The following is a 16,571-nucleotide window of genomic DNA, read 5'->3' on the forward strand; positions in this document are numbered from 1 at the left end:
GTGCTCCCATCCCTGAGTCCCCCCGAGATCTGTGAGTGAACGCGGGCTCGGCATTCGGCCGACCGCACCCGTTCCCCGCTACGTTTTGCGTAAAGGCGGGCGTGAACAACACACCGGAACCGCCACCGTGAAAGAAGGAGAAAATCCCCGGTCAGAGGATTTCATAACGCGTGCGACCAAGGTGAAAACGGGTAACAGCGCGTCCTTCCTCAGCAGTTCGGCAAACCCGAGGGGGCCTCCCCCGGCGTGTTCGACTCAATCATTCCCGTGGAGCGGATGTCAACGGATCGTGAAGCACTTGGCGACAGTCGGTAGCCCCCGACAGTCACCGAAGGAACCGCCCGTTCCCCTGCGCAAGCGCCCGTAATCACCCCCGATCGCAAAAGATTCCAAGGCGCCCCGACCGTATGTGAGCTGTACGCCGACGCCAGGCCGTAGCCGCCGGCAGGGATCCGGCAACGCACCCTCGAACAGCGGGCGTTACCGCGAGTACCCCCCGCGCGCGTGGACTCGGCCCTCTCCGTGGCGCCCTCACCCGGAGGCCGAGGCGGTGTTCGGCCGCCATTCACCACGGCGTCCGGCAGCCGCCCTCCGCCTTTCACCGACACGCCGATGGTCAAGAAAAGGAAAAGAGATTTTCGCGTGCCCCAATTGCTCGGCAATGCGCGGCATTCGCGGGGATTTCCGCACCACCCAACCCCCCGGCCGGCCGGAGAAGACACTCCCGCCGGATCCCGAGGGGCGGTGAACTCAACTGGTCAGCAGGAACGTCGCATCCTGTTTGTCCGTGCTGGAGGAGGCGGCGGAGACCGTGTCGATCCGCAGCAGGTAGTCGCTGTGCCGCAGATAGCGGGTCGGGTAGTTGTACGAGCGGTAGGAGACCGCCGCGGAGTCGGCGAGCCCGGCCTCGGGGACGAAGGTGGCGTCGGCGGCGAACTGGGCGGTGCCGGTGTTCTGCGCCAGGACCACCACGAAATCACTGTGCCGGAGGTACTGGCCGGGATAGTTCACCGACTCGAAGGAGACACCGCTGCCGGCCAGACCGGTGACGACCCTCCACTGCATGTCCGGGTACGGGTCGAAGGGGATGCTGTCGATACGGGCCGCGTGGTTGCTGTGCCGGACGAAGCGGTCGGGGTAGTTGTAGGACTTCAGCCGACTCCATGTCGGCACTCCCCAGCGGGATTTGAGGGCATTGAGCTCCGTGGTCGTGATCGGAGTGATCCCGGCGTGCTTGGAGTTCAGCGGCTGGGTGTAGGAACGCTGGTCGACCGGAGTCCAGTTGCCGGTGGCGAGGTCGTTCGTCCGCCAGGCGTAGAAGACGCCGTTGGGGGTGTAGGTGTCCCCCCAGAGGTACCAGGTCTCCGAGGTGAGCGACTTGACCAGGATGGGGGCTTCGGTACCGCCGTGGGCGATCGGCCCGGTGTACGTACCGGAGTTGAAAGCACCCGGGGCCAGGGAGGCGGACCTGGCTCCGTACAGTTCGTTTCCGCGCTTGTAGTAGAGGTAGTTCATGCCGCCGACGCCGGTCACCACGTCGGCGTCGATGATGCCGAAGCCCGGGTCGAAGTACGTCTGCGGTTCGCCGACCGTGATGAAGTCGGTCGTGTAATTGACCATGATCACATCGCGAGTGCCGTTGTGGGCCGAGTAGATGATGGCGTACTGGCCACGGCCCGCGTCCCAGAACGCCTCGGGCGCCCAGGCGTGCGTGGTGGTCGACGAGTGCACCTTGACCCGCCGGTAATTGGTGAAGGACCTCAGGTCGGTGGAGTTCCAGAGGTGAATGTACTGGTTGGTCTCGCCCCAGTTCTGGCCGTTGAGGTCGGTGGCGAGGATGACGAAGGTTCCGTCCTGTTTGCGCTGGATGAACGGGTCGCGAAGGCCCTTCGTGCCGGCGGTGGGCGTCGCGACGGGAGCGTTCTGGTTCAGCGCGCTCCACTGGAGGCCGTCCGTGCTCACGGCCAGATGCAGCGCGTAGCTGTTGCCCAGGCCCTGGTTGGACTCGGCGAAGTACGCCATGGCGTAACCGCCGTACGCCGCGGCGGCCCTGGACGGCACGGCCGCCCTGGACGACGCGGTCGCGGCGGTGCCGGAGGCGAACGGCAGGGCGGCGCCGAGCGCGGCGCCGCCGGCGGCGGCGAGGATCTGTCTGCGGCGGGGATGCGACATGGTGGTGTCCTCTCGGCTCGCGTGGCCGTGACGCGTACCGGTTCGCCGGCGGGCGTCCCCTCGCCGACAACCCTCGTTCGAAATCCCGACCACGGTTCGTCACTTCGAGCACACCGTAGATATTCGACATGTCCGCGTCAATCGCCCGGGTCGGTTCGGTCGTTTGGCCGGTGAGGGGAGGGGTAGCAGGTGTACCGACGTCCGACGAGGGACCTGTTGGTCGCTCTGGTCGGCCACTCGCCCGGCAACCCGGCTACTTCCAGACCGAGGACGGCGGACAGACGATGAACGAGCAGGCTCCACGTGTGGGGCTGACCCCCGCGGCCGCCGATCTGATCCGGCGGCTGCGGGCGGACCACGGGCCGTTGATGTTCCACCAGTCGGGCGGCTGCTGCGACGGCAGCGCTCCCATGTGCTATCCGGACGGCGAGTTCCGGACGGGCAACTCCGACGTCCTGCTGGAGTCCCTGAAGGTCGAGGGGGTCGCCGAGGCGGTCCCGTTCTGGATGTCGGTGAGCCAGTACGAGGTGTGGAGCCACACCCGGCTCATCGTCGACGTGGTGGCGGGGCGCGGCAGCGGCTTCTCGCTGGAGGCCCCCGAAGGGGTGCGCTTCCTGATCCGTTCACGGCTGGTCGGGGCGTAGTACGGGAGGGGCCCCCGGCTCACGGGTTCAGGCTGCTGACCACCCCGGCCGTGGTGGAGATCCCGTTGGCGATGGTCGGCGCCATGCTCGTGCTCGCGAGGAGGAAGCCGAGCAGTACGCAGACCGCCGCGTGCGAGAACTTCAGTCCGCCCGTGCGCAGAAAGATCACTGCGAGGACCACGAGAAGCAGCACCACTGAGATCGAAATGGCCATGGCCAACCTCCTCCGCCGCCGCACCGGAATCGCGGCATTCGGCCGCCAGTGTGGCGGAGGAGGAGGCCCGTACGGCTGACTGGCACGTCCGCCGTACGGGTGGTTGTCGTCGGACGGCGCTTCGGACCGGCCGGTCGGTCTCAGACGCGCCGGTCGCGCAGGAACTGTTCGAGGCCCGCGAGGTCGTCGGTGTTGATGTGGTCGACACCGGCGTCCACCAGTTCGGCCCAGACGGCGTCCCGCGCGGGGCCCGCCAGATCGGGAGTCGCCCAGAAGCGCACGCGCTGCCCGCGTCCGTGCGCGGTGGCGGTGATGCGGCGCAGCTCGGCACGTTCGGCGGCCGGGAACTCGCCCACGCCCAGCCAGCCGAAGGTGTCCGTCCAGTTGGCGCTGATGAGCGGGACGAAGGACGCCGGGGCCGTGGTCCCCAGGTCGTCGAGCCGCCCGTCGTAGAAGGCGTACCGCACCCGCTGCGCCTCCATCGGGGCCCGGGCCGCGCGGTCGCCGGAGATGACGGGGGTGACGGCGCCGAGACGTACGGAGCCGTCCGTGCAGCTGCTCAGTATCGAGCGGTGGACGGCCAGTTGGCGGTGGAGTTCGGCGTAGGCGGCTGCGCCGTCCGTCTTGATGTCGATGAGCAGCTGTACGGGCCGGCGGTAACCCGGGTGTACGGAGCCGTGGTTGGCCCGTACGAGCGCGTGCAGCGGGTCGAGGTAGAGCGCGCGGAGCGTGCGGGCCGGGTCGAGATCGGCGGCCTCGTGCGCGACCAGCAGGTCGCCGTCCACCAGGAAGACATCGGCCTCCACGCTGGTGAATCCGTGGGAGAGGGCGTCGAGGAGGGGGCGGGGGTGCAGGTAGTCGTTGTGGGCGTGGGCCTGGCGCAGCGGGCGGGGGCCGGGGCCGCCCTTGCGCTCCGTCCGCGACGCGGCCTGGGCGTACGCGGGAGCCGCGACGGTTCCGGCGAGCGCGGCGACGAGTGTGCTGACGGCTCCGCGGCGGGTGGTGAGGGCCATGATGCCTCCGGGGGACAGAGTGGGGCGCGGTGGGGCGCGGTCCACGTGAGTATCCGCCGCGTACCGGCACAACCGGGACCGTCCCGCACAGAGTTCGCCGACGCGCCATCCGTGATTCAGACAGTCCCGGCACCGGCCACCCGGTCCGTGTTCCAGGAGCCACGCCCGGCCGCGACGCCCGCCACGCCCGCCCGCGTGACCGGCGGGACCGTTACCGGGGGCCCGGCAGACCGGCCAGAGCGGCCACCGCCTCCTTGTGCCGGCCCGTCGAACCCAGCGCGATCTCATCGGACTTGGCGCGCTTGAGGTAGAGATGCGCGGGGTGCTCCCAGGTCATCCCGATCCCACCGTGCAGCTGGACGCACTCCTCGGCCGCGTGGACGGCGACCCGCCCGCAGAAGGCCTGCGCGACGGCCACCGCGAGCGGGGCGTCGGGGCTGCCGGTGGCCAGCGCGTCGGCCGCGTTGCGGGCGGCGGCGCGGGCCGAGACAACCTCCAGCCACAGCTGCGCCATCCGGTGTTTGAGCGCCTGAAACGAACCGATGGGCCGGTTGAACTGATGCCGGTCGCGGGTGTGCCGGACGGTCTCCTCCAGGCACCACTCGGCGAGACCGAGCTGTTCGGAGGCGAGCAGTCCGGCCCCGGCCAGCAGCCCTCGGCGTACGGCGGCCTCCGCGGCGGGCGCCTCGGCGATCCGGAGCCCGGCTTCGCCGTCGACGGTGACCGTGGCGAGGGGGCGGGTCAGATCGAGCGGGGTCAGCGGTTCGACGGTGACGCCGGGCGACGCCGTCTCGACCGCGTACAGACCGTCGTCCTTCAGGACGAGCAGGACATCGGCGCGTACGGCGTCGGCGACCCCGGTGATCGTGATCGCACCGCTGTCGCCCGGCCCGGTGGGGAGCGGCGCGTCCGGGGCGGTGGAGAGCGGCAGCGCGAGCACCGCGACCCGGTGGCCGTTGGCCAGCGCGGTCAGCAGCCCCGCGACATCCGTGTTCTCCATGCTCTCGCCGTCGCAGGCGAGGAGCGTCTCGGTGGCCGTCACGGAACTGGTGAGGTAGGGGGCCGCGGTGACGCCCCGGCCCAGTTCCTCCAGTACGACAGCGGCCTCGCGGGGGCCCGCACCCTGGCCGCCGAGCTTCTCCGGGACCAGCAGCCCCGCCGCGCCGATCCCGGCGGCGAGCGAGGTCCACAGCTCGGGATCGTACGGATCGCCGGACTCGGCACGCCGGAGCGCCGCCGGCACGTCGCCCCGGTCGGTGAGCAACGACCGTACGGCGGCGCGCAGATCGGTCTCCGTGTCCGAGTAGAGCAGATCGGGGGAAGCGTCGGGCTGCGTGGTCATCGGGACAGGTCCTTCCAGGCGACGTCCTTGTCGTTGCGCGGCTCGGACGGCAGGCCGAGGACGCGTTCGGCGACGATGTTCAGCAGTACCTCGCTCGTACCGCCCTCGATGGAGTTGCCCTTCGACCGCAGATAGCGGTAGCCCGCGTCGCGCCCGGTGAAGTCGACCAGCTCGGGCCGGCGCATGGTCCAGTCGGAGTACAACAGGCCTTCATCACCGAGGAGTTCGACCTCCAGGCCGCTGATCTCCTGGTTGAGGCGGGCGAAGGCGAGCTTCATGCCGCTGCCCTCCGGGCCCGGCTGTCCGGCGACGAGTTGCTGGCGCAGCCGCTCCCCGGTCAGCCGGGCGACCTCGGCCTCCACCCAGAGTGTGACGAGCCGTTGGTGCAGATCGTGGGTGCGCAGTCCGGGCCGTTCGCGCCAGGTGCGGGCGATCGGGCCGATCATGCCGCCCTCGCGCGGGATCCTGGCGCCGCCGATGGACACCCGCTCGTTCATCAGGGTGGTCCGGGCGACCTTCCAGCCCTCGCCGACCGCGCCGAGGCGGTGCGCGTCGGGGATACGTACGTCCGTGAGGAAGACCTCGTTGAACTCGGCCTCGCCGGTGATCTGGCGCAACGGCCGTACCTCGACACCCGGGTCGGTCATGTCGCAGAGGAAGTAGCTGATGCCCTCGTGTTTGGGCAGGTCCGGGTCGGTGCGGGCGATGAGGATGGCCCAGCGGGCGAGGTGGGCGCTGGATGTCCACACCTTCTGCCCGTTGACGATCCAGTCGCCGGAACCGTCCTCGCGCACCGCGCGGGTGGCGAGCGCGGCGAGGTCCGAGCCGGCGCCGGGCTCGCTGAACAGCTGGCACCACACCTCCTCGCCGACCCACAGCGGCCGCAGGAAGCGCTCCTTCTGTTCCCGGGTGCCGAAGCGCAGGATGGTCGGCGCGGCCATGCCGAGGCCGATACCGATCCGGCGCGGGTCGTTGTCGGGGGCGCCCGCGGCGGACAGTTCGGCGTCCACGACGGCCTGGAGCGAGCGCGGCGCGTCGAGTCCGCCGAGCCCCGCCGGGTAGTGCACCCAGGCGAGTCCGGCGTCGAAGCGGGCCTTGAGGAATGCGGTGCGGTCGGTGTCGGCCGGCGGGTGGTCGGCCAGCAACTTCCCGGTCAGCGAGCGGAGTTCGGCGGCGTCGGTCATCCGGCGTCCCCTTGCGGGAGGACGACGACCCGTCCGGTGGTGGTGCCGTCGGCGACCCGCTGGACAGCGTCCGCGGCACCCGTCATCGGCACCCGCTCGCTGATGAGCGGCTTGACGGCGCCCCGGGCCGCGAGCTCGGTCAGCTCCTCGTGACAACGGAGCACCGCCGCCGGATCCTTGGTGTTGTAGAGGCCCCAATGCAGGCCCATGATCGTGTAGTTCTTGACCAGCGCGTGGTTGAGGGCCGGGCTGGGGATCGTGCCGCTCGCGAAACCCACGACCACGATGCGCCCCTCGAAGGCCACGCACTTCGCCGACTTCGTGTAGGCGTCGCCGCCCACCGGGTCGTACACGACATCCGCGCCCCGGCCGCCGGTGGCTTCCTTCACCGCGGCGACGATGTCGTCCGCACGACGGTCGATCACCACGTCACAGCCCAGTTCCCGGGCGACGCGAGCCTTGTTCTGGCCTCCGACGACACCGATGACGGTGGCCCCGGCCGCCTTGCCGAGCTGTACGGCGGCGCTGCCGACGCCGCCGGCCGCCGCGTGGACCAGCACAGTCTCTCCCGGCTGGAGGCGCGCCCGCCGGTGCAGGCCGAACCAGCCTGTCTGGTACCCGATATGGAGGGCCGCCGCCTCGGCGTCGTCCAGCGCCTCGGGCGCGGGCAGGAGAGCCGCCTCGTCAGCGACGGCGTACTGGGAGAGGCCGCCGTACGGCAGCGCGGGGTTGGCGATGACCCGGCGCCCGTCCGCCGTCTCCCCGCAGATCTCGACGCCCGGGGTGAAGGGCAGGGGCGGGCGCACCTGGTACTGGCCCCGGCAGAGCAGGGCGTCCGGGAAGTTGATGTTCGCGGCGCGGACCAGCAGTCGGACCTGCCCGTCGCCGGGCACGGGACGCTCCACTTCTTCGAGCCGCATCACCTCGCCCGGCTCGCCGTTCCGGTGCACTCGCCATGCCTGCATTTCGGGGCCTCCACACACGATGGGCAGTACCGCTCGTCGGATACTAAGCGGTCGCTTGTCGCTGTGGGAACAGCCCACTCACGTCGTCTTCATGGATCGGTACGGCATCGGTGCGGCATCGGTCCGAGGGCGGAGCCCGGTCGACGGACCCCTCGGTTCCGGCGGGTCAGTCGCGGCGGACTCCCGGCCCGACCGACGCTTTCCCGTCCGACCGCCCGACCGGACTCTCTCCGTCCGGGAAGACCGGAACAGGCCTCATCCGGCGCAGATACGCCTCCGCCTGCCAGATCGCCTCGCGCGCGGTGCGCCGCCCCATCAGGACACAGAGGGTGTACGCCACGTCCTCGAACCGTCCGCGTGTGGTCTCGTCGAAGGGATCGGCGAGCACCAGCCGCTCCCAGGCCCGATAGCGGCCCAGCAGGTCGGCGACCAGATGTCTGTCCGGCAGCAGCATGTGAACCACCTCCCGCATCGGAGTACCGCCGGCTCACCCAGGGGTTCCGTACGCCTGGATCGCGAGGTCGGCGTGGGGCGGACCCGGCACCGCGCGCAGCTCGACATCGGTCCCCGGCGACCATTGTCCCCCGGCGCCCCCGCATCCGCTCGTCGAGGCGCGGCGGCCGAAGAAGTGTGGCCGAGGGGCCGGAGCGGACGTGCCGGGTTCAGCGGGCGAAGACCTCGAAGGTCACGGCGGGCCGGCCGCCGAACCGCTCCGCCGCGGCCCGCGCGTTGCCGGTGAGAAACGTTCGGCAGTAGGTCTCCGGATCCTCGTCGGTCAGCGCCTCGATATAGGTGCGGTGCTGAAGGAGCGAGCGTACGGAACGCTCCAGGCCTGCCGTCGCGTCAACGGCGTGCGTGGGGGTCGCGGAACCCGCGACGGCCACCCAGCGGACCCCGTCCCAGGGTTCGACGCCCTGCTCCGTCAGCTCGGGGAAGATCCAGCGGTTTCCCGCGTCTCCGGCCGCGTCCAGCGTGGCCCGCCCCACGGCCCGGTGATCGGGGGTGTTCCAGGCGACGCCGCCCCAGGTGTCACGGTGGTTGAGCGTGATGACCAGTTCGGGCCGGTGGCGGCGGATCGCCGCCGCGATGTCCCGGCGCAGCCCGTTCCCGTACTCGATCGTGCCGTCCCGGTGACCGAGGAACTCGACCGTCCGGACCCCGACCACCGCGGCGCTCGCCCGCTGTTCACGCTCGCGAACCGGACCGCTCTCGGCCGGGGCGATGGTGTCGATGCCGGCCTCCCCACGGGTGGCGAGGAGATAGCCGACCTCGCGGCCCTCGTCGGTCCAGGCCGCGACGGCGGCGGCGCAGCCGTACTCCAGGTCGTCGGGATGCGCGACAACGGCCAGGGCGCGCTGCCAGTCGGACGGCATCGGTTCCAGCTGCTCGGTCATGTCCGCAGCGTACGACGGGTCGGCCGGGCGGTGCGAGGGTGGAGCGGTGGCCGTGCGGTCGTCAGTCCTCCTCGGTACGGTGTCAGTGCTCCTCGGTACGGCTGTCAGTCCTCCTCGGTACGGTGTCAGTCCTCCTCGGTACGGTGTCAGTCCTCGTCCCGCGCGAGCGCGAGCAGCCGGTCCAGGACGCGCGGCCCGCCCGCCCGTACCCCGTCGTGCTCGAACTCGTCCGTCACCCAGGTGCGCAGCCCGCGAATCGCGCGCGCGGTGCGCAGCGAGTGTGCCGTGTCGACATACATGTCGTCGTGGTAGACGGCGGCGGCGACCGGCACCTCGTTGGCGGCGAGCCGGGCGGTGTCGTACAGCGGAGCCCAGTCGGTACGGCCGGCGAGCAGTTCGGCGGTCTCGCGCAGGGGGCGCAGCGCCGGATCGGTGTCGAAGTGCCAGGGGTGGATGCTCTCGCCGGTGAAGTACAACGGGCCTTCCCCGGCCAGGGTCGTGGCCGCGTCGAACCGCGCGAACTCGCCGCGTACCCGCTCGGCGGCCCAGGCCGTGGGCCGCTCGCCCTGTGCGTAGATCGCCTCGTGGAGCACGGCGTACAGCGGATGCCCGGCATACGAGAGGGACGACGCCACGTTCTCCTGGAAAGTGTCGGAGAGCGCCGGTCCGTCCGGCGTGGATACGAAGGCGTTCTCCAGCAGATAGTGCAGCTGATGGCTTCCGTCGCTGCCGCCGAGCAGGATGCCGAGGGACTGGAAGGCCTCGGGCGTGAGGATGTGTCCGGAGGGGAGGACGGGCCGGTGTTCGGCCAGGTGCCCGACGATCCGGCGGGCCCGGCCGATGTCCTGCGGATAGCGGTGGTAGTGGGCCTCGACCTTGCGCGCGATGCGCGGGTACGCGGCGCGGTAGACCTCGTCCGCCGTGGCGTCGAGGGAGGGCAGGCCGCCGGTGATCAGTACGGTCTCCAGCCCTTCGGGCGCGGCGGCGAGATAGTGGGTGGCGCAGAACCCGCCGAAGCTCTGGCCGAGCACGGTCCAGGGGGCGCCGCCGGTCAGTCGCGGCCGGATGCTCTCGCAGTCGCGGACGATCGAATCGGCGCGGAAGTGCGCCAGATAGTCGGCCTGTTGGCGCGGTCCGCCGCGCAGCGGCAGGGTCTGCCGGTTGGCCGGAGTGGAGAGTCCGGTGCCGCGCTGGTCGAGGAAGAGCACCCGGAATTCCTGGAGCGCCCGGCCCAGCCAGGCCTGCCGGCCGATGAACCGACGGGCGCCGAAGCCGGGACCGCCCTCCAGATACACCAGCCACGGCAGGTCCGCGTCCGCCTTGGCACCGGCGACGGCCTCGCGTGCGTACAGCTCGATCCGCTCCCCCGACGGATCGCCGTGATCCAGCGGGACCTCGAAGCGGTGGTCGGTGAGGACGACGCCGGGCTGGCGATAGCTGGTCAAGGGTGCTCCTGTTCTCGTTCGCCCCCTTCGGGGCGGTCACGCGGGGACAGTTCAGCACACGGGCCCGCGACCGGCGGAACCCACCCCGCTGCGCACGAATGGATACGGACCGGGCACAGGACGCGTTCAGCGCCCGTACCGTTCCTGGGTCTTTCGCTGTCCCGACGCGCGGAGTCGCAGGGCCCGTTCAGCGCGTACGACGACTCGGACAGTCCCGGCCCGTGTGCGCGGGGAGCGGCACCCTCCTAGCGTGAGGCCATGATCCGGTTCGAGCAGGTCAGCAAGGTCTACCCGGACGGTACGGCCGCCGTGAACGACCTGTCCTTCGAGGTGGGTGAGGGGGAACTGGTGACCCTCGTGGGGCCCTCCGGCTGCGGCAAGACGACCACCATGATGATGGTGAACCGGCTGATCGAGCCCACGTCGGGACGTATTCACGTCGAGGGCCGGGACATCTCCGGCGTGGACCCGGTCGCGCTGCGCCGCCGGATCGGCTACGTCATCCAGCAGGTCGGGCTCTTCCCGCACCGCACGGTCCTCGACAACACCGCGACCGTGCCCTCGCTGGTCGGCTGGAAGAGGGCGAAGGCCCGCGCGCGCGCCGCTGAGCTGCTGGAACTGGTGGGGCTCGACCCCGCGACGTACGGTCCGCGCTATCCGGCGCAGCTGTCGGGCGGGCAGCGGCAGCGGGTGGGAGTGGCGCGCGCCCTGGCCGCCGATCCGCCGGTGCTGCTGATGGACGAGCCGTTCGGCGCGGTGGACCCGGTGGTGCGCGAGCGGTTGCAGAACGAGTTCCTCAGGCTCCAGGCGACGGTGCGCAAAACGGTGCTGCTGGTGACGCACGACATCGAGGAGGCGGTACGGATGGGCGACCGTATCGCGGTGTACGGGGAGGGCCGCATCGAGCAGTACGACAGCCCGGCCGCCGTCCTCGGCACTCCGGCCACTGACTACGTGGCCCAATTCGTGGGTGCGGACCGGGGGTTGAAGCGGCTGTCGGTCACCGCCGTCGAACCGGCCGACCTGGAGGAGCCGCCGGTCGCCAGGACCCGCGAGCCCGCGCGGGACGCGGCGGCGCGGATGCGCGCCGAGGGGGCCCGCTGGGCCGTGGTGCTGAACGGCGACGGCGAACTGCACGGCTGGGTCTCCACCGACGCGTTGACGGGTGCCGGGGAGCACGGCGCGGTGGGCGATCTGGCGCGGCGGATGGAGGCCTGGGTACCGCTGGGCTCACCGCTGAAGCAGGCGTTCAGCGAGATGCTCCAGCAGGACGCGGGGTGGGTGGCGGTGCTCGACGGGGCGCACTTTCTGGGGGTGCTGACCCCGGCGAAACTCCACGAGGCGCTGCGCCGCTCGGTCGACGCGGACGCCCACGGCATCGGGCGGGACGAGGTCGACTTCGACTCGGTGTCGGACGCGTAGCCGCGTAGTCCGGCACACTGGGGCCCGCGTCTCAACCGGCACACCGAGTCCCGCGTCTCAACCGGCACATTGAGCCCCGTGTCTCAACCGGACAACGGGATCAGCCCCTTCGACTCCAGGTAGGCCCGGGACACGTCCTCGGGCAGTCGGCGCCGGCTGTCGACCTGCTGGTTCATCAGGGCCAGGTCCTTTGTTGTCAGCACGGTGTTCAGTTTGTCCAGCGCCCTGGTGACTCCCCTGCTCCCGGCGCGTGCGCGGTTGACGACGGGAACGAGGTAGTCCGCGTTCTGGAGATGCCTGTCGTCCGCGAGCAGTACCAGACCGAACCGGCCGAGTGTCGCGTCGGTCGTCGTGGTCAGCACCATCTGGTCCTGCCCCCTCTCCACGGCCTGTTTGGCCGGGGTGGTGCCGACGCCTTTGGGGTCGATGCCGGTGATGTCGACGCCGTACGTCTTCTTCAACCCGGGCGCGCAGTAGGGGCGCCGTACACATTCGTCACCCGCTGCCAGCCTCACCGGGAGCCCGGATCCGCCCAGGTCGCTCAGCGTCCTGAGGTGATGCTTCCGGGCGTAGCCGGCGGCGACGGCGAAGGCGTTCTGGTCGACGGCCCGGCCCGGATCGAGGACGGTGAGTCCACGCGCCGCCGCCAATGAGCGCAGCGACTTCATGGTGGTGGCCAGATCCGGTGAGCCGACGGGCTTGGCGGCGGCTCCGTTGGCCTTGGCGTTCAGCCAGTCCGCGAAGGTCGCCGCGTATTCGGGTACGACATCGATCTGGCCGCTCTCCAGGGCCGGTTCGTAGATCTCCCGGTTGGTGACCGCGAGGATCTTGGTGTGGTACCCGGCCCGGTTCAGCAGGAGGGCGTACATCTGGGCGAGCAGATCGCTCTCGGTGAATCCGGCGGAGCCGATGGTCAGATGCCTGCTGTCGCCCGGTGGCGCGATGACCTCGCCCCGGTTCTCCAGGGACGGCCCGGTGGAACAGGCGGTGGCCGCGAGAGGCAGGGCGATGCTCACAGCGACACCGAGGGCACGACGGACGGAACTCATGGCGACACCGACGGCACGACGGACGGAACTCATGGCGACACCGACGGCACGACGGACGGAACGGGCGCGCCCGGCAGCACGGGGGATGCGGCCGGGCCCGCCGGGAGCAGCGCCGAGCCGTCTCATCCGGCGCCGCCCCTCCCCCACTGCGGGGCCAGCCGTTGCACCACCTCGAACACCCCCTCCACCAGCAGCGCGAACACGGCGACCAGCACCGCCCCCGCGACCACCTGCGCGGTGTCAGCGAGATTGAATCCGGCGGTGATGATCCGGCCGAGACCGCCGCCGCCGACCAGTGCCGCGATCGTCGCGGTCGCGACGAGTTGGACGGCCGCGATCCGTACGCCGGTGAGGATCAGCGGCAGGGCGAGCGGCACTTCGACCCGCCGCACCAACTGACTGTCCGTCATGCCCATTCCGCGTGCGGCCTGTACGACATCGCCGTCCACGCCCCGCATACCGACGTAGGCATTGGTGAGCAGCGGCGGGATCGCGAACAGGACGAGCGCGACGATCGTCGGCCACTGTCCGTACGAACCGAGCGGGGTGAGGAGCAGCAGTACGAGGACGGCGAAGGTGGGAACGGCCCGGCCGACGTTGGAGATATTGACGGCCAGGGCGCCGCCCTTGCCCAGGTGGCCGAGGATCAGGGCCACGGGCAGCGCGATGGCGCAGCTGATGACAAGGCAGACGACGGTGAGGAAGAGATGCTGCCCGAGCCGGTTCCAGATCCCGTCGGGACCCGCCCAGTGGGAGGCGTCGGTGAGCCAGGACCAGGCGGCGGAGAGTGTGTTCATCCGCGCACCTCCCGCGTGCGGTCAGTCGTGTCCTCGCTCGTGCGTTCTCTCGTGTCTTTCCTCGTGCGGTCACTCGTGCTCTTCCTCGTCCGGTCCTTCCCGCGTTCCCTCGTCCAGGGCGTGAGCAGCCGCTGGAGTCCGAGCAGCAGCAGATCGGCGATGACCGCGATGAGGACACAGAGGACGGAGGCGGTGAACACCTGCGCCTTGAAGAAGGTGTTCATCCCGGCGTAGATGAGATTGCCGAGGCCGCCGTAGCCGACGATCGCCCCGATGGTGACGAGGGAGACGGCGGAGACGGTCGCGATGCGCAGCCCCGCCATGGCGGCGGGCAGCGCGAGCGGCAGCTCGACGGCGAGCAGCAGCCGGACCGGACCGTATCCCATACCGCGTGCGGCCTGCCGGGTCTCCTCGGGCACCGCCCGCAGTCCGGCCAGGATGTTCCGTACGAGCAGGGTCAGCGAGTACAGGACGAGGCCGGCGACGACGAGCGAGGCGGAGAGTCCGTACAGCGGCAGCAGAAGGGAGAACATCGCGAGCGACGGGACGGTGTAGAGGACGGTCGTGACCCCGAGCACGGGACCCGACGCCCAGTTCCAGTGGCGTGCCGCCAGCGCGAGGGGGACGGCGATCACCAGGCCGAGCAGCACTGCGGCGAAGGTCAGCTGGAGGTGCTGGAGCACCGCGTCCCAAAGGATCCCGCGGCGGCTGGAGAGATAGGCGCCGCAGATCCACTCGTTGCGCGCGAGGCAGTCGTCCGGAAGCGCGGTCACCCGTCCATTGCAGCCCTGCCCAGGGGCGGCCGCGCGTCGTGCTGGACCGTACGGCGGTCGCCCGGGTCCCCTGCGGGGCGCGCCCGCGCTTTGCTGTCCCCCGGTCGGGTCAGCGGTGGTCACCGTGCGAGGGTGCCGCCCGCCGACATGATCTTCAGGGTCTCGATCAACGTACGTACACCGAATCCCGTCCCACCGTGCGGAACCTCGTCGTAGGGGCCGTCGTCGTTGAAGGCGGCCGCTGCGATGTCCAGGTGCGCCCAGGGCTTCCCCGCGGCGACGAAGTCCCTGAGGAACAGGGCCGCTTGGACGGTGTCGCCGTAGCGGTTGGAGCAGTTCACCCGATCGGCGACGGCCGAGTGAAGGTGCCTGCGCTCGTCATTGAGCAGAGGCAGGCGGCAGAGCGACTCGCCCGCCAGGGCCGCGCCCTCCAGCACCGCGTCGGCGAGCCGGTCGTCGGTGGAGAACAGTGCCCCCGTCCGTGTCCCGAGCGCGTGGGCGACGGCCGAGGTGAGGGTGGCCACGTCGACCACGATGTCGGCCCCGCGCGGCCCGGGGCGCGACGCGTAGGTGAGGACGTCCGCCAGGACCACGCGCCCCTCGTTGTCGGTGTTGACGATCTCGGTGGTCGTCCCGTCGAGGTGCCGTACGACATCACCGATACGGAGGGCGTCGCCGTCCGGCATGTTCTCGGCCAGCGGCAGATGGGCACGGACGCGTACCGGCAGACCGAGCCGGGGCAGGGCGACGAGCGCCCCGACGACCGCGGCCGCGCCTCCCATGTCGGACTTCATCGACCGCATCTCCACGGACGGCTTGAGGGACAGCCCGCCGGAGTCGAACGTGATGCCCTTTCCGACGAGACCGACCGTGAGCGCCGGGGGCTCGGTCGGGGGCGTGCCCGACGGCGCGGCCGGGGGCGTGTACTCCACCTCCACGAACCGCGCCGGTTGCCGGGACCCCCGGCTGACGGCGGCGAGCCCCGCGAGGCCCAGTCCGTCGAGGCGCGATCCCTCGTGGACCACGCAGTCGAGCCCGTGCCGTTCCGCAAGGCGCCGGATGCGGTCGGCGAATTCCGGCGGTGTCAGTTCACCACCGGGGCAGTTGACGAGATCGCGGGCCAGGCATGTTCCCTCGCAGACGGCCAACGCCTCGGCGACTGCCTCGTGTTCGGCGGTGACCACGACGATCTCGGTCAGCGTCCCTGCCGGCCGGTTCGACCTGTACGCGTCGTAGCGGTACGAGGCGAGGGCCGCGCCCTCCGTCACCGCGCGGGCACGGTCGGCCGCCGGAACGTCACTGTCGTCGAGCACGGCGAGGTCGAGGCGCAGCGTACGCGCGGGGCCCGCGGCGCGGACGGCGGCGGCAGCCGCCCTGCGGAACGTGGCCGTCGTGGCCGAACGGGCCTGCCCCAGACCGACGTTGAGTACGACCGCGCGGCCGTCGGAGGACGGCTCGGCGACGACCTGGCCGGGGCGGGCCAGAAAGCCGCGCCGACGGCTGTAGGCGCTCGTCGGCATGCCGGAGTGCCAGGGGAGCGCGATGACGTCCGCCGGCCGGCGGACGTCATCGGCCGAGACGCGGACCACCCGTCAGACGCGCTCGTAGGTCGTGCACGTCTGGTCCCTGCGGAGCAGCCCCTCGTCCACCAGGGCACGGCGCAGGCTCACCCAGTCGTCGAACCACTCGCCGCACAACGCGTTGACCTTGGCCTCGGAATAGACTTCGCCGGGCTGAAATGAGTCCGCCACGACGGGCAGCACACGTGCGCGTACCGCCGAATCGCCTGGAATGGCCTTCAGCCGGCCACGGCGGAAGTAGGCACCCGCCCCGTCACCGCCGCTTCGGCCGGTCACCCGCACTTCCGCCTGGATGGCCTTCTGGAATGCGTCCTCCACCAGCCGATATGTATTCGTTTCGCGGTCGAGAACGGCGATTCGGCCGTCCACCAGCTTCTGCAATGCGGCGGCCGCCGCCGGGGGACGGAGCTTCGCGAGTTCGGCGACCTCCGCCAGAGAAGTCGCGCCGAGCACGAGAGCCGCGTAGGCGGAGCGCCGGTCCGGTTGGGCGAGGGTGCCGACCAGGTCGCCACAGGAGGGCGGACGCTCCTCGGTATTGGTCGTGTCCACGTGGTCCACCTTCGGGATTGTCATGGGG

The 16,571-nt window shown here is 70.8% G+C and carries 16 protein-coding genes; 2 read left to right on the forward strand and 14 right to left on the reverse strand.

Annotated elements, in window-relative coordinates; genetic code table 11:
* Nucleotides 1–750: 750 nt before the first annotated feature.
* Nucleotides 751–2,172: an AbfB domain-containing protein gene (locus ACIQD6_RS09965; RefSeq protein WP_401880294.1), complete on the reverse strand. Its 1,422-nt coding sequence runs from the start codon at nt 2,170–2,172 to the stop codon at nt 751–753.
* A gap of 284 nt (nt 2,173–2,456) precedes the next feature.
* Between ACIQD6_RS09965 and ACIQD6_RS09970 the strand changes: the two genes are divergently transcribed.
* On the forward strand, nt 2,457–2,816 hold the full coding sequence (locus ACIQD6_RS09970) for a DUF779 domain-containing protein (protein ID WP_401880295.1): 360 nt from the start codon (nt 2,457–2,459) through the stop codon (nt 2,814–2,816).
* Nucleotides 2,817–2,835: 19 nt separating this feature from the next.
* Here ACIQD6_RS09970 and ACIQD6_RS09975 read toward each other — a convergent pair whose 3' ends face one another.
* The 8 genes from ACIQD6_RS09975 to ACIQD6_RS10010 all read right to left on the reverse strand — a co-directional run bounded on the left by ACIQD6_RS09975 (nt 2,836) and on the right by ACIQD6_RS10010 (nt 10,373).
* Entirely contained in the window at nt 2,836–3,030 is a 195-nt protein-coding gene (locus ACIQD6_RS09975) for a hypothetical protein (RefSeq protein WP_401880296.1), read from the reverse strand.
* Between the two features lie 140 nt (nt 3,031–3,170).
* Nucleotides 3,171–4,043, reverse strand: a complete 873-nt coding sequence (locus ACIQD6_RS09980) for a phosphatidylinositol-specific phospholipase C/glycerophosphodiester phosphodiesterase family protein (RefSeq protein ID WP_401880297.1) — start codon at nt 4,041–4,043, stop codon at nt 3,171–3,173.
* Nucleotides 4,044–4,254: 211 nt separating this feature from the next.
* Nucleotides 4,255–5,385, reverse strand: a complete 1,131-nt coding sequence (locus tag ACIQD6_RS09985) for an acyl-CoA dehydrogenase family protein (RefSeq protein ID WP_401880298.1) — start codon at nt 5,383–5,385, stop codon at nt 4,255–4,257.
* The gene (locus tag ACIQD6_RS09990) at nt 5,382–6,569 is read right to left on the reverse strand and encodes an acyl-CoA dehydrogenase family protein (RefSeq protein ID WP_401880299.1); all 1,188 of its coding nucleotides are present in this window, start codon (nt 6,567–6,569) and stop codon (nt 5,382–5,384) included. The genes ACIQD6_RS09985 and ACIQD6_RS09990 overlap by 4 nt, the downstream gene beginning before the upstream one ends.
* Nucleotides 6,566–7,534, reverse strand: coding sequence for an NADPH:quinone oxidoreductase family protein (locus ACIQD6_RS09995; protein ID WP_401880300.1), 969 nt, complete (start codon nt 7,532–7,534; stop codon nt 6,566–6,568). Before ACIQD6_RS09995 ends, ACIQD6_RS09990 begins: the two co-directional genes overlap by 4 nt.
* A 166-nt stretch (nt 7,535–7,700) precedes the next feature.
* Entirely contained in the window at nt 7,701–7,988 is a 288-nt protein-coding gene (locus ACIQD6_RS10000) for a DUF5133 domain-containing protein (RefSeq protein ID WP_401880301.1), read from the reverse strand.
* Nucleotides 7,989–8,196: 208 nt separating this feature from the next.
* A complete protein-coding gene (locus ACIQD6_RS10005; protein ID WP_401880303.1) occupies nt 8,197–8,928 on the reverse strand; it encodes a PIG-L deacetylase family protein in 732 nt (243 codons plus the stop codon).
* Nucleotides 8,929–9,074: 146 nt separating this feature from the next.
* A complete protein-coding gene (locus ACIQD6_RS10010; RefSeq protein ID WP_401880304.1) occupies nt 9,075–10,373 on the reverse strand; it encodes an alpha/beta fold hydrolase in 1,299 nt (432 codons plus the stop codon).
* Between the two features lie 258 nt (nt 10,374–10,631).
* Here ACIQD6_RS10010 and ACIQD6_RS10015 point away from each other — a divergent pair, with 258 nt between their 5' ends.
* Complete coding sequence (locus ACIQD6_RS10015; protein ID WP_401880306.1) at nt 10,632–11,795, forward strand: ABC transporter ATP-binding protein; 1,164 nt, start codon at nt 10,632–10,634, stop codon at nt 11,793–11,795.
* Nucleotides 11,796–11,878: 83 nt separating this feature from the next.
* Here ACIQD6_RS10015 and ACIQD6_RS10020 read toward each other — a convergent pair whose 3' ends face one another.
* From ACIQD6_RS10020 to ACIQD6_RS10040, 5 genes are all read right to left on the reverse strand, one after another.
* Nucleotides 11,879–12,844: an ABC transporter substrate-binding protein gene (locus ACIQD6_RS10020; protein WP_401880786.1), complete on the reverse strand. Its 966-nt coding sequence runs from the start codon at nt 12,842–12,844 to the stop codon at nt 11,879–11,881.
* Nucleotides 12,845–12,966: 122 nt separating this feature from the next.
* Nucleotides 12,967–13,641, reverse strand: coding sequence for an ABC transporter permease (locus ACIQD6_RS10025; RefSeq protein ID WP_401880308.1), 675 nt, complete (start codon nt 13,639–13,641; stop codon nt 12,967–12,969).
* Entirely contained in the window at nt 13,638–14,414 is a 777-nt protein-coding gene (locus tag ACIQD6_RS10030; protein ID WP_401880310.1) for an ABC transporter permease, read from the reverse strand. The genes ACIQD6_RS10025 and ACIQD6_RS10030 overlap by 4 nt, the downstream gene beginning before the upstream one ends.
* Before the next feature lie 119 nt (nt 14,415–14,533).
* On the reverse strand, nt 14,534–16,003 hold the full coding sequence (locus ACIQD6_RS10035; RefSeq protein WP_401880312.1) for a leucyl aminopeptidase family protein: 1,470 nt from the start codon (nt 16,001–16,003) through the stop codon (nt 14,534–14,536).
* 3 nt (nt 16,004–16,006) lie between these two features.
* Nucleotides 16,007–16,567 carry a DUF2087 domain-containing protein gene (locus ACIQD6_RS10040; RefSeq protein WP_401880314.1) on the reverse strand — a complete coding sequence of 187 codons (561 nt, stop codon included), beginning with the start codon at nt 16,565–16,567 and terminating at the stop codon, nt 16,007–16,009.
* Between the last annotated feature and the right edge of the window lie 4 nt (nt 16,568–16,571).

It is taken from the genome of Streptomyces sp. NPDC088400 (assembly GCF_044753355.1).
In the GTDB taxonomy this organism is placed as follows: Bacteria; Actinomycetota; Actinomycetes; order Streptomycetales; family Streptomycetaceae; genus Streptomyces.

What these genes read in the sequence shown, in the direction of transcription:
- ACIQD6_RS09965 (WP_401880294.1), bottom strand. Translation starts at nt 2,172, where the DNA reads ATGTCGCATCCCCGCCGCAGACAGATCCTCGCCGCCGCCGGCGGCGCC.
- ACIQD6_RS09970 (WP_401880295.1), top strand. Translation starts at nt 2,457, where the DNA reads ATGAACGAGCAGGCTCCACGTGTGGGGCTGACCCCCGCGGCCGCCGAT.
- ACIQD6_RS09975 (WP_401880296.1), bottom strand. Translation starts at nt 3,030, where the DNA reads ATGGCCATTTCGATCTCAGTGGTGCTGCTTCTCGTGGTCCTCGCAGTG.
- ACIQD6_RS09980 (WP_401880297.1), bottom strand. Translation starts at nt 4,043, where the DNA reads ATGGCCCTCACCACCCGCCGCGGAGCCGTCAGCACACTCGTCGCCGCG.
- ACIQD6_RS09985 (WP_401880298.1), bottom strand. Translation starts at nt 5,385, where the DNA reads ATGACCACGCAGCCCGACGCTTCCCCCGATCTGCTCTACTCGGACACG.
- ACIQD6_RS09990 (WP_401880299.1), bottom strand. Translation starts at nt 6,569, where the DNA reads ATGACCGACGCCGCCGAACTCCGCTCGCTGACCGGGAAGTTGCTGGCC.
- ACIQD6_RS09995 (WP_401880300.1), bottom strand. Translation starts at nt 7,534, where the DNA reads ATGCAGGCATGGCGAGTGCACCGGAACGGCGAGCCGGGCGAGGTGATG.
- ACIQD6_RS10000 (WP_401880301.1), bottom strand. Translation starts at nt 7,988, where the DNA reads ATGCTGCTGCCGGACAGACATCTGGTCGCCGACCTGCTGGGCCGCTAT.
- ACIQD6_RS10005 (WP_401880303.1), bottom strand. Translation starts at nt 8,928, where the DNA reads ATGACCGAGCAGCTGGAACCGATGCCGTCCGACTGGCAGCGCGCCCTG.
- ACIQD6_RS10015 (WP_401880306.1), top strand. Translation starts at nt 10,632, where the DNA reads ATGATCCGGTTCGAGCAGGTCAGCAAGGTCTACCCGGACGGTACGGCC.
- ACIQD6_RS10020 (WP_401880786.1), bottom strand. Translation starts at nt 12,844, where the DNA reads ATGAGTTCCGTCCGTCGTGCCCTCGGTGTCGCTGTGAGCATCGCCCTG.
- ACIQD6_RS10025 (WP_401880308.1), bottom strand. Translation starts at nt 13,641, where the DNA reads ATGAACACACTCTCCGCCGCCTGGTCCTGGCTCACCGACGCCTCCCAC.
- ACIQD6_RS10040 (WP_401880314.1), bottom strand. Translation starts at nt 16,567, where the DNA reads ATGACAATCCCGAAGGTGGACCACGTGGACACGACCAATACCGAGGAG.